The sequence below is a fragment of the Ostreibacterium oceani genome, assembly GCF_009362845.1.
Classification (GTDB): Bacteria; Pseudomonadota; Gammaproteobacteria; order Cardiobacteriales; family Ostreibacteriaceae; genus Ostreibacterium; species Ostreibacterium oceani.
The window spans coordinates 39,106-52,056 of the sequence record NZ_WHNW01000004.1 but is presented as its reverse complement, the minus strand read 5'-3'; the positions used below and the strand labels follow the sequence as shown (position 1 = coordinate 52,056).

10 protein-coding genes are annotated in these 12,951 nt (G+C 46.3%); 9 read left to right on the top strand and 1 reads right to left on the bottom strand.

The genetic code is table 11. The features are described from left to right. The first annotated feature begins 66 nt into the window (after window positions 1-66). The 9 genes from GCU85_RS04570 to GCU85_RS04530 all read left to right on the top strand — a co-directional run bounded on the left by GCU85_RS04570 (window position 67) and on the right by GCU85_RS04530 (window position 12,362). A complete protein-coding gene (locus tag GCU85_RS04570) occupies window positions 67-1,557 on the top strand; it encodes an NAD-dependent succinate-semialdehyde dehydrogenase (RefSeq protein WP_407944972.1) in 1,491 nt (496 codons plus the stop codon). A gap of 80 nt (window positions 1,558-1,637) precedes the next feature. Then, window positions 1,638-3,020 carry an aminotransferase gene (locus GCU85_RS04565; protein WP_152809827.1) on the top strand — a complete coding sequence of 461 codons (1,383 nt, stop codon included), beginning with the start codon at window positions 1,638-1,640 and terminating at the stop codon, window positions 3,018-3,020. A gap of 197 nt (window positions 3,021-3,217) precedes the next feature. Then, entirely contained in the window at window positions 3,218-4,348 is a 1,131-nt protein-coding gene (locus tag GCU85_RS04560; protein WP_152809825.1) for a TIGR03364 family FAD-dependent oxidoreductase, read from the top strand. Window positions 4,349-4,364: 16 nt separating this feature from the next. Continuing rightward, the gene (locus tag GCU85_RS04555) at window positions 4,365-5,066 is read left to right on the top strand and encodes a phosphonatase-like hydrolase (RefSeq protein ID WP_152809823.1); all 702 of its coding nucleotides are present in this window, start codon (window positions 4,365-4,367) and stop codon (window positions 5,064-5,066) included. A 48-nt stretch (window positions 5,067-5,114) separates the two neighbouring features. After that, window positions 5,115-7,172, top strand: coding sequence for an ABC transporter substrate-binding protein (locus GCU85_RS04550; RefSeq protein ID WP_152809820.1), 2,058 nt, complete (start codon window positions 5,115-5,117; stop codon window positions 7,170-7,172). Between the two features lie 111 nt (window positions 7,173-7,283). Next, window positions 7,284-8,459, top strand: coding sequence for an ABC transporter permease (locus GCU85_RS04545; RefSeq protein ID WP_152809818.1), 1,176 nt, complete (start codon window positions 7,284-7,286; stop codon window positions 8,457-8,459). A 34-nt stretch (window positions 8,460-8,493) separates the two neighbouring features. Continuing rightward, window positions 8,494-9,786, top strand: coding sequence for an ABC transporter permease (locus GCU85_RS04540; protein ID WP_152809816.1), 1,293 nt, complete (start codon window positions 8,494-8,496; stop codon window positions 9,784-9,786). Window positions 9,787-9,794: 8 nt separating this feature from the next. Further along, window positions 9,795-11,519 carry a dipeptide ABC transporter ATP-binding protein gene (locus GCU85_RS04535; RefSeq protein ID WP_152809814.1) on the top strand — a complete coding sequence of 575 codons (1,725 nt, stop codon included), beginning with the start codon at window positions 9,795-9,797 and terminating at the stop codon, window positions 11,517-11,519. A gap of 21 nt (window positions 11,520-11,540) precedes the next feature. Then, window positions 11,541-12,362, top strand: a complete 822-nt coding sequence (locus GCU85_RS04530) for an alkaline phosphatase family protein (RefSeq protein ID WP_218110538.1) — start codon at window positions 11,541-11,543, stop codon at window positions 12,360-12,362. Window positions 12,363-12,425: 63 nt separating this feature from the next. Here GCU85_RS04530 and coaD read toward each other — a convergent pair whose 3' ends face one another. Further along, window positions 12,426-12,911, bottom strand: coding sequence for a pantetheine-phosphate adenylyltransferase (gene coaD / locus GCU85_RS04525; protein ID WP_152809812.1), 486 nt, complete (start codon window positions 12,909-12,911; stop codon window positions 12,426-12,428). Window positions 12,912-12,951 lie beyond the last annotated feature (40 nt).

Sequence of the window (12,951 nt, the reverse complement as noted above, 5' to 3'; positions counted from 1 at the left end):
ACCATCATCCAAACTCACTTATAATGGGTTGAAAATAATTTATTCACCTTTGACGAGTTGATGACAATGATGATGACCGCCACAAAACACACCCGTGATAACCACTTATCACAACTGAACGACCCCACTTTATTTAAGGAGTTTTCCTTTATTGACGGTAAATGGGTGAATGCAACCGACCATCAAACAATGGATGTCTATAATCCTGCGAATCAAAACTGGTTGGGCAATATACCCATGTTGAGTGCCGAACAAAGCCAAACGGCCATCAATGCCGCGCAGTCGGCTTTTGCACAATGGGCAGGATTGTTACCACATGAACGTAGTCAATACCTACGTCGATGGTTTGAATTAATCATCGCTAATCGGGATGATTTGGCGCTAATTATGACGCTAGAGCAAGGCAAAGGCATTGATGACGCGCGCGGTGAAATTGACTATGCGGCGGCGTTTATTGAATTTTATGCAGAGGAAGCAAAACGCCCGAATATCGAGGGTGTCACCTCACACTTGCAGCACGCAGAGATGGAGCTATGGCGTGAGCCTATTGGTATCGTTGGGCTCATTACGCCGTGGAATTTCCCTTGTGCCATGATTACCCGCAAAGCGGCCGCCGCGCTTGCCGCAGGCTGCCCTGTGGTCATCCACCCGTCCTATGAAACCCCTTACTCCGCGCTGGCTTTAGCCGAGCTCGCAACCCGTGCAGGCATTCCTGCGGGTATCTTTAATGTGCTAACGGGTGATGCAGCAACCATCGTTGCACCGTGGATGCATGACGTACGTGTACGTGCTATTTCGTTTACTGGCTCGACAGAGGTCGGTAAATTGCTCTACCGCCAAAGCGCCGAAACGGTCAAAAAGCTCGTGTTAGAGCTTGGCGGACACGCCCCGTTTATAGCCTTTGAAGACGCCGCTGTCGACGCCGTCGTCGCGCATGCCATTGCCGCCAAATTTGCTACCTCTGGTCAAGACTGTCTCGCCGCTAATCGCCTCTTTATCCACCGCCATATCTATACTGAATTTTGCGAGAAATTTGCCGCAGCAACCGAAAAACTGTCAGTAGGCGAAGGCATCAACAACGCCGACATTAACCCATTAATTAACGAAAAAGCGGTACAAAAACAATGCGCACAAGTCCAAGATGCCATCACCAAGGGTGCACAATTGCTAACCGGTGGGCAGCCACACCCCGCGGGCATAAACTATATGACGCCAACGGTTTTGGCGGATGTCCCTGACAACGCCGATATCATGCACGAAGAAACCTTTGGCCCTGTGGCCGCCATTATCCCGTTTGACGATGAGGATGCCGTAATCCAACGTGCCAATGACAGCGAATATGGCTTAGTGGCGTATGTTCATACACAAAATGCCCATCGAATTTATCGTGTTACACGCGCGCTGAATTATGGTATGGTAGCCGTTAATCGCACCAAAATTACGGGCGCACCGATTCCTTTCGGCGGCACAAAACAGTCTGGGTTAGGTCGCGAAGGCGCAAGACTGGGTATGGAAGAATTTACCGAAATTAAGTATGTTTGCCGTTATTACGCTTAAATTATTACGCTTAAATGATACACAGCGCGACACCCTTTAGTGTCTCGCTATAGATAAAACCACCTTTTTAGGAGAAACCAATGACCAATCAAGAAAAAGCACAACAACTAGAACAATGGGATAGATGCGCTTTTTTCCATCCTTCGACACACTTGGCAGATTTTGCTCACGGCAAAGCGCCTGAGCGTATCGTCAACAGTGGTTCAGGTGTTTACATCACCGATAGTAACGGCAACAAACTCCTCGATGCTTTTGCAGGGCTTTACTGCGTTAACACGGGCTACGGCCAACAAAAAATCATCGACGCCATCTGCAAACAGGCACAAGAACTCGCCTATTATCACGCCTATGTCGGTCATGGTACAGAAGCCTCTATCACCTTATCAAAAATGATTATCGACCGCGCACCCGACAACATGTCCAAAGTGTATTATGGCATGTCAGGCTCTGATGCCAATGAGACGAATATCAAAATCATTTGGTATTACAACAACGTCCTTGGCCGCCCTGAAAAGAAAAAAATCATTTCTCGCTGGCGCGGCTATCATGGCTCAGGCTTAATGACGGGTTCGTTAACTGGACTAGAACTATTCCATAATCAGTTTGATTTGCCATTATCGCAAGTCATTCACACCGATGCGCCTTATTATTTCCACCGCAAAGACTGCAACCAAAGCGAAGCCGCTTTTTCTGCCGAGTGTGCTGATAATTTAGAGCAGCTGATTTTAAAAGAAGGTGCTGATACAATCGCTGCGTTTATTGGCGAGCCAGCGCTAGGCACTGGCGGTCTCGTCCCGCCACCCAAGGGCTATTGGCAAGCCATCCAAGCCGTATTGGACAAGTATGATATTTTGCTGATTGCTGACGAAGTCATCTCAGGGTTTGGGCGATTGGGCGCTATGTTTGGCTCGGACCTTTACGGGATGAAACCTGACATCATCACTTCAGCCAAAGGCTTAACCTCAGCTTATGCACCGCTCTCAGCCTCTATTGTATCTGATAAAATCTGGCAAGTCCTAGAGGACGGCACAACCAAACTAGGAGCCTTTGGGCACGGCTGGACATATTCCGCTCACCCAATCGGTGCTGCCGCAGGCGTTGCAAGTCTTGAACTTGTCGATGAATTAAATCTAGTCGATAACGCCAACGTCCGTGGGCAATCACTGCTCAACAAACTAAAAACCGCCATTGGCAGCCATAAAAATGTCGGTGATATTCGCGGTCAAGGGCTGCTTTGTGCCATCGAATTTGTTGCTGACAAAAACAGTAGAACTTTGTTTAACCCCATCGGTCAACACGGACCAAAAGTCGCTGCCGCCATGCTAGCACGCCATGTTATCGGTCGCGCTATGCCACAAGGCGATATTATCGGCATTGCCCCACCGCTCATTATCAGTGAAGCAGAAATTGACACCGTCGTCAGCGCAATTACTGCGGCTGTCAGCGAAGTGTTTGGGGATTAATTCGTTAGCCAATATTTTTAACCTATGTTTAGGTGCTTTTAATCGACGCGGGTTAATGCCGTTGTGGTTAAAAGCACCTTCTGCTTATTATTCATCAAAACATGTTGTTCTCTTGTTCATAAAAACATCACAAAACTGTCATCTATCCTTAGCATAAATATCAAAAAACGGTAACAAATAGACGCTACCATTAAGGCATGCGTAATTATGATATTGTTGTGATTGGAAGTGGCATCATTGGCCTGGCGACTGCTTATGCTGCAGTAAAGCAAGGCTTATCGGTCGCTGTCTTAGAACGCCATGCACGCTGTGTTGGCGCATCCATTCGCAACTTTGGTTTTATTACCGTTTCTGGCCAACGCGCAGGCGAACATTGGCGCCGTGCGAAATACTCGCGTGATCGATGGGCAGAGATTGCACCGCAAGCAGGCATTCCTATAGCACAACGTGGTTTGTACATGCCAGCGCAGCGCCCCGAAGCCACCGCCGTTGCCGAAGCATTTTTGCACACCGAAATGGGCAAAGACTGTCGCTGGCTGTCAAAAACAGAGATTGCCGAAAAACTCCCTTTTCTTGGACCTCATGAGGGCGTGTTATTCAGCCCGCATGAGTTGCGTGTTGAGTCCAAAACCGCCATCCCGCAACTTGCCAACTGGTTAACCAAGGTCCATCATGTCGATTTTTATTGGCAAACACAGGCTCACCGTATCGAGCTACCCACGATAACCACGTCACAAGGTGAAATCCGCGGTGAACATTGCATCGTATGCGCACACCATGACGCGACACATTTATACCCTGAGCTTTATAAACAAGCCGCGATCAAATTATGTACCTTACAAATGCTGCGCGTTAAGCCACAGAAATCGATACCGCTACCTGGTGCGCTGATGTCAGATTTAAGTTTTGCGCGCTATGACGGCTTTGCACAATTACCCGAAGGCAAATTCCTTGGTCTGTTGTTGGACCAAACGATGGAAAACTACCGTCAGTTTGGCATTCACTTGATTGTCGTACAATCACAAGATGGCTCCTGGATAATCGGCGACAGTCACCGCTACACCGATGCCGAAATACCGTTTCGTGACGAACACATTGATGCGCTGATTATCGCCGAATTACAACGTTTAATACCAAACCAGACTTTCTCCGTGCGCGAACGTTGGTTGGGCGTTTACCCATCAGCTGACGATGTCGTGCTGAAATATTCACCTACAAACGGCGTAGCTGTTGGGGTAGTGACAAGTGGTACAGGCGCATCCACGGGCTTTGCCTTGGGTGAGGAGTTACTAACCCTAGCACTAAACTCAAACAGAAAAACGATTTAATGAGGAGCCATTTGATATGTTATTAGACTCAATTCAGTTGTGTGTTTTTGATATGGCAGGGACAACCGTTGATGAGAAAAATCTCGTCTATAAAACCTTGCAACAAGCAATACAGCCCGTCATAGCATCACACGGTTTAAGGATATCACTAGAGACTGTGCTTGAGCATGGCGCGGGTAAAGAAAAACATCAAGCCATTGTCGATACACTGCGTGCGATAACGCTGGATATCGGCATTGTCGATATCCATACGCTTGCCAATAAAGCATTCCAAGCATTCCAGCCCATGCTAACACAAGCCTATCGCGACCACTCGATGCGCCCAGTTGACGGCGTTGAAGACTTATTCACCGAGTTACGTGAACGCGGTGTGTTTGTTGTCCTTAACACAGGTTATAGCCGCGTCACCGCCGAATCGATATTCAAACGCTTAGATTGGACGACTGGTGAAACCGTTGATGCACTCATTACCGCTGATGATGTCAGCAGTGGTCGACCAGCACCTGACATGATTCACCTAGCTATGCGCCAATTTGGCATCGATCACCCTGAATGTGTTTTAAAAGCTGGCGATTCGGCGATTGATATCGAAGAAGGCAAAAACGCCAATTGTGGTGTCACGGTCGGCGTGCTGACGGGCGCACAAACGCGCGAACAAATCGCACAGGCTGAACCCGATGTCATCGTTGATAACTTGAGCGATATTTTATCTTTGTAACCCATTGTCACTTTTTATTAATCCATTATCAAACCATCTGAGGAAGTTATGAAAAAACTATTTTTATCAACCAGTATCGTTGTTGCCGTATCTAACTTTACCACATCTAGCTTTGCTGGTGACTGTCCACCGCTTGTCGCTAATCAAGCCGATGGCCAATATCCGCATATTTTTGTCGATGCGGCCGCATTTGAGCAAAAGCACAGCTGTACACTTTCTTTCAAAGAAAACCCCAATATTGCAACACTGAATAGCAAAATCAAAGGCAACCCGGAGTTACCAACAGTCAACGAACGCTTGCCTGATGAGCCACTCGTGATTGCGCCTTACCAAGCGATTGGTACTTACGGTGGCGTATTTGACGGTATTTCCAAAGCGACAGAATCAGGCACTTCGGATTTATTATCAGTACGCCACGTGAATTTAGTGCGTTTTAGTGATGATTTGCAAACTATTGTGCCGAATGTCGCCAAATCGTGGCAGTTTAACAACGAGTTCACCGAGCTTACGCTAATACTGCGCGAAGGACATAAATGGTCTGATGGTCACCCCTTTACCGCACATGACGTAGCTTATTGGTATAATAATTTACTGCGTGATGAAAAAGTCATCAGCAAAATGGACGACCGCTTTTTAGCCGGTGGTAAGCCGTGGACGGTCGAAGTCATCGACGATACCACGGTTAAAATCAGTCTCGCTGCGCCTCAGCCTGGATTGCTTGGTATGTTTGCCACCGATTTTGCGCAACCTTTTCAGCCCAAGCATTTACTCAGCCAATTTGACCCTAAAGTCAGTGATGATGCCGATACTAAAGCCAAAGAGCTAGGTTTTAAAGACGCGTATGAAGCGCTTACTTTTTATTACGGGCAATCAGATTGGAAAGATGTCCCTACGCCGATTAATAAAAACAAAGCACTATCGGACAAATTAGTTGCTGCAGGTTATCCAGCTACGGCACCGACCTTAGAATCGTTTATTGTCGTTGAAGATACTGCAGAAGGTCGCCGCTTAGTCGCCAACCCTTATTTTTTCCAAGTCGATACGGCGGGTAATCAATTGCCGTATATTGATGAGATTAAAGAGGTTTTTATTAGCGATGAAAACATTCAAACTGCGAAAATGATTGCTGGCGAAATTGACTACAAAGCGCAATCGGTGAATGTACCAGCCGCGCCCGTATTGTTAGAAAATCGTGACAAAGGTAATTACGATATTGCACTACGTCCCAATATTGCATTAACCTCATTTTCGTTTAATGTGAACGATAAAAATCCTGAGCTTGCCGAAGTGTTCAGCGATATACGATTCCGCAAAGCCGCTTCGCACGCCCTCAACCGCCCGAAAATGAACGAAATTGGCTTTTTGAATTTAGGCAAACCCATGCAATACACGGTGTTTGACCCTGACACTACGCCTTTTGTGAATGATGAGCAACGCAATTATCTAACGGACTATAACCCTGAAAAAGCGAAAGCGTTATTAGATGAAATGGGTATCATGGATAGCGATGGTGACGGTGTGCGCGAGCTCCCTTCAGGGGAATCGTTTGAATTATCGTTTCGCTTTACAACACAGGGTATCGCCACTGAAATTGCCGAGATTTTCACACAGAATATGACTGATATTGGCATTAAAACGGCATTAAAAGAAGTCACTTCGGACGAATACCGCAATGCGCAATCCGCCAATGACTTAAGCATTATGCAGTGGCAAGTCGGACAACCCTTGGCCGTTTTAGCTAGTGATCCCAGCACGTTTAAAGCACCGTTTGGAAACTTTTTCAGTATTCGAAACGGGTTGGACTGGACTAAATATAATGACACCAATGGGAAAGAAGGCGTTCAGCAACCTGAAGCATTTGTCGAGATTGCGAATATGGCTGACAAATTCACTACGCTCAGCATGGGTTCTGATGCGTCGAATCAACTGGGCAAGGAGCTTGTGGATAACTGGCTGGAACAATTGTTGATTATCGGCACGGTAAAAGGCGCCTCACCGATTTATTACAGTCGTAACTTAGGTAACTTTGAAGTGCCCAAAACCTCTTCTTACGAATACTACCGTGTGTATCCTTATATGGCAACGCAGTGGTACCTCAAGCCTTAACAATGGTTATGAGAAAGATTGAGCAAGTCATGTGTGTAAAAACATGGCTTGCCACTTGATTTAACACTTGCCACTTAATCCAACAGAATGTCGAATGAATAAGGTCATAAAATGAGCGCGTTTTTTCTGAACACTTGGTTGCTGTGGGTGCTGCTTGGTATTGGTGCGACGATTTATTTTAAAGCATTCACCAGCCAGTACTGGAACTACGTTTTTAGTCGTTATGTAATGGCGCTGCTGACTTTGTTGTTAGTCAGCGGCATGGTTTTTGCGTTGATGGAAACCATTCCGGGTGACTGCGCCGAAAAAATGATTGCGTATAAAAGCAGCCAAGGGCAAATCATTACCGAGGCAGAAATCAATGCTGAACGTGCTCGCATGGGGCTAGATCAACCTGCTTTACAGCGTTGGATTACTTGGGTCAGCAACCTCACGCTTAAAGGCGATTTAGGCTTTAGTTGCTCCAAACGACAATCGGTATCGTCAGCATTAGGGGATCGTTTTTGGCTGAGTTTTGGGTTTTGTATTGCGGGACTGCTGCTCTCGTATTTAATCGCTGTGCCCTTTGGTGTATTTTCTGCGCGCATGATTGGTAAATCGTGGCTTAACCGAAATCCACAACTACAAACAAATCAACGCGTTGTTGCCAGTATAATTACGCTCTGTCAAAAGTTTTTAGATAATGTACTTCGGGTTATCAGTTATCTTGGATTAGCAATCCCTAACTTCTTACTTGCGTTAACGATTATTCTGTTGTTTGTGTTTGCTGGAAAAGCCATGCCGACCGGGTTGTTTTCGGATGAGTGGGCGCAAGTCGGTTGGTTTGAAAACGGTTTTCAGTTCGGTAAATTATGGGATTTTCTAAGTCATATTTGGCTTCCCATTTTTGTCATTGGCTGGTCGGCAACGGCGCTGCAACTACAAACCGTACGCGCCTTGGTCGTCGATGAATCAAATAAACTCTACGTTGAAGCGGCACGCGCACGCGGCGTATCTGGCCTAGCGCTATGGGCAAAATACCCTGTACGGCATTCGATTAGCCCTTTGTTTAACAGTGTCGGATTTGACTATCAACGTATTTATAATGATTTACCTATTGTTGCTGTGGTGATTGGGCTAACCGATTCAGCGGCATTGCTCATTGAAGCACTCGCTATGACCAACGATCAACAACTGGCCGCTGCCATTTTATTTTTAGTTGCGCTGGTCGTGATTGTCTTTAACTTTTCCACCGATGTGATTTTAGCGGCGGTTGATCCGCGCGTCCGTCGAAGTGTGATGAGCTAAGAAAACAAAGGCTAAGTAAACAGAGGCAAACATAATGAGTCACCGAATTCCTCCAGCCCAACCAATTCCAGCAAATCTACCTCCCAATGATTTGCCATCGCCACATAACGAGGGGCTGCCTGAGCAACCACCCACATTAAAACACGATGATTATTATACTGCGGGGCAATTCGCCTTAATTAAACGTCGCTTTGCAAAAAACTGGTTAGGTGTAGCGGCGGCGTGGTTTCTGTTTATCTTGGTGTTTGTCGGGTTTTTCGCCCCTTTTTTCTCGCCAGTCGACCCGACGATTCGTGGAGCAAATAGCGACTATAAACGTGGTGCGCCTCAAGGTATTCATTTTGCCGATGAGAATGAATTTTCGTGGCGACCGTTTGTGTATACCTACACCAAAAAACAAGCCGAAGTTGATTTTAGCACCATCGCCAGCGGAGATTTAAGTGCCCTTGATGCACTGACTAACAGCGGGGCGTTAAGTTCATCCAGCCAGAACGAATACATCATTGATAAAGACCAACGGCGCTATGTGTATTTTTTCGTCAAAGGCTGGGAGTATTCGTTGGTCAATCTCGGGTTTTTTGAGATCAAATGGGATCGGCATTTATTTGGCGTCAAAGACGGACAAATCCATTTATTTGGTACCGACGAAGATGGTAAAGATGTGTTTTCGCGCACGCTACATGCGATTTGGATTACCGTTAGTATTGCGATTGTGGCACTGATATTTAAACTCATCACCTCACTACTTGTCGGGGGTATTAGTGGCTACTTTGGCGGACGTGTGGATCAGGTGTTGATGAGTATTACCGAAGCAATTCGCGTGATTCCATCGATTCCGATTTATCTAGCTTGTGCAGTCGCCCTGTCGCAATTTGATTTAACACCCGTACAGCGCTATTTTGCTATCGCGATGATTATTGGCATGCTTGATTTTGCCGCACTTGCTCGGCGATTGCGCACCCATATTTTAACCGAGCGTACGCAAGATTATATTTTGGCCGCGCAATTATGCGGGTCTTCGACGCGGCGAATTATTGGCAAACACCTGATTCCTAGTTTTACCAGCTATATCATCGTCGATACATTGATTAATTTCCCATACGTTATTTTGGCAGAAACCAGTTTAAGTTTCTTAGGTTTGGGCTTGACCGAGCCGGTAAACAGTTTAGGCGTGTTGCTGCAAAAAGCGCAAGACCCCGATATTCAACAAAACATGGTGTGGCAGTTTTTGCCTGTATCGGTGTTTATTGTCTTGATATTGGCATTTGTGTTTGTCGGCGATGCCCTGCGTGATGCGGCAGACCCTTACTCAGAACGCAAAGGATGAGGTAACCTATGCAATCATTACTTGATGTCTCTCAACTTACCGTTGACTTTCGTAGCGAAGAAGGACTGATTCGCGCCGTCGATGATATTCATTTATCGGTACATCCTGGCGAAATTGTCGGTTTGGTCGGCGAATCAGGCTCAGGTAAATCTGTGACCTCCAAGACCATTATGCGCTTGATGCCCAGCAACGCCCTCGTGCATAGCAACAGTCGTGTGATGCTACATCACAACAACCAAGACTATAATGTGCTTAAGCTAAAAGGGAAACAGCTTAACATGGTGCATGGCGGTGTCGTGTCGATGATTTTCCAAGAACCGATGGCAAGCTTCGCCCCGGCCATTCGCATTGGCGAGCAAATCATTGAAACGATTCAAATTCATCTCGGTAAAAGCCGTGACGAAGCGCGAAAAATCGGCATCGGACTATTTGAGCGCGTCGGTATTCCCATGCCTGAGCAGCGTTTTGATCAATACGTTTTTGAATTATCGGGCGGTATGCGCCAGCGCGCGATGATTGCGATGGCGCTCTCCACGCAACCGAAATTACTGATTGCGGATGAACCCACAACGGCGCTAGATGTTACGATTCAAGCGCAAGTCCTCGATTTAATGCTGGAATTGCGCGAGCAACTCGGCATGGCGATGATTTTTATCACACATGATTTGGGCGTAATTAGTAAAGTGGCGGACAACGTTACCGTGCTGAAAAAAGGGCGTGTGGTTGAAGCAGGGCGCGCTGAAACTGTTTTGCGTCAACCGCAACACGCCTACACCCAGCAATTACTCGACGCGCTACCGCACATCAACGAACTGCCACCGCCACCCAAAGACGCAGGCGATCCATTTGTTCGCATCGAAAATCTCAACATTTATTTCCCCATGAATAGTGGTGGGCGACACGATAAGCGGCAATTTCATGCAGTTAAAGACATTAATTTAACTTTGCCGAAAGGTCGCATTATTGGATTGGTTGGTGAATCAGGCTCAGGTAAAACCACCTTGGGCAAAGCGTTGCTGGGGGCAACCCCCATCAGCAGCGGCACGATTGCTTTTTTAGGAGATCAACCGCTGCAATTTAATCATCCCAAACAAATCAAACGCAAAACCTTTGCGCGGATTGGTCAGATGATTTTCCAGGATCCACATGCCTCGCTGAATCCGCGCATGACCGTTCGCGATATCATCGCAGAGCCCTTAGAAGCATTAAAATTATGCAAAGACAAAGCGGAAATTGACGCCCGCGTCAAAGCCATCGCCGCGCGTTGTCATATCGAAATTTCACATCTGCGACGATTCCCCCATGCGTTTTCTGGTGGGCAACGTCAACGCATCAGTATTGCACGTGCCTTAATTTGTGAACCACAGTTTATTGTCGCCGATGAATCCGTTGCCGCACTGGATGTGTCAACACAAGCGGAAATTTTAAAACTGCTGAAATCCCTGCGCGATGAAATGGGACTGACTATCTTATTTATTTCACACGATTTGAGTGTGATTGCCAACTTATGTGATCACGTGGTGGTGATTAGACACGGGGAACTTGTTGAACAAGGCTCGGTGCGTGACATTTTCTTGCAACCCCAAGCCGCTTATACTCAACAGTTAATTCACTCCATCCCGATGATTGATCCACTTGAACCTTGCAACACCTCATCAAACGCGTCCGTATTAACTCCTGCATTAAATCATCTTCATACCAGCGATAGACGATGCGATGCTTCACTTAAATAACAACCAATAACCTAACACCTCATGATGAAAACCGCCACAAACAGCCACGCTGATCCTAACACTAAGACAATTTTAATTATTATTGATGGGCTCGCCAATGAAATCGCCGAAAAAGCGATGGGTAGTATTCACAGCTGGATTGAAGCAGGCATTGCCAAGCACCAAGTTATTGAGTGCGCTTTGCCATCAGCTTCTCGCCCACTGTACGAAACCATTTTAACAGGCAAAACACCCTATGAAAGCGGTATTACGGTAAATACCGTGAACCGTCTATCGAATGAGCGCAGTCTGTTTCATGACGTCAGTGATGCAGGGCTCACAACGGCGGCTGCCGCTTATCACTGGTTTAGCGAGCTATATAATCAATCACCGTATGATGTTTGGACACACCGTATTCAAAATGATAAAAACAAACCTATTCAACACGGTATTTTTTATCATCAAGACCATTATCCTGATATGGCGGTTTTTCAAGACGCTGAATACCTCAGAAAAACCTACGACCCTGATTTTTTATTAATTCACCCAATGAACGTCGATGATACTGGTCATCAATATGGCGTTTATAGCGATGAATATCTTTGTCAAGCACGCCAAGTTGACCAAGTTATTGGCCACATTGTCCCAGCTTGGATTGCTGCGGGCTATCAAATTTTAATCACCTCAGACCACGGCATGAATAATGACAAAGGCGCGAGCCACGGTGGCATGGCAGCGATAGAAAGGCTCGTCCCGCTATACGTCATCGGCGAACGAATATTAGATATCGTTCCTTGCCAAGGCGTAAAACAGACTGAGATTATTGCTTATTTACAAAAAGTAATGCAGATAACAGGTGGCTGATTAAAGCACACACCATTTAAAGCGCATATCATTTAAGGCGGCGCATCACTTAAGACACGTATTTTAAGGCGCGTATTTTTCTCTTAGTGCCGCTGCAACATGCTGTGGCACTAGCTGAGTGACGTCGCCACCGAGCTTGGCAACTTCGCGGACAATTGTCGACGAGATAAAGGATTTATCTTCAGCAGGTGTTAGAAATATCGTTTCAATTTGTGGATCCAAATGGCGGTTCATCGAGGCCAACTGAAATTCGTATTCAAAATCAGACACCATCCGCAGTCCACGAATAATGACATTGGCATTGAGCTCATGGCATAAATCAATCAGCAGCTTGCGAAACCCAATCACCTCGACATGATCGGCAAATGCAATGGATTCGATAAGCGCAACCCGCTCATCTAAACTAAATAAAGGGTTTTTGTGTTGACTCTCAGCCACACAAATATAGATTTTATCGAACATTTTTGCCGCCCGATGGACAATATCAATATGTCCGCTGGTCACTGGGTTAAAAGTGCCTGGGTAAATCGCCACGTTTTTTTGTGCCATAGATTCTACGATTGGTTAACTTTGTTTATTATGGTTTGTT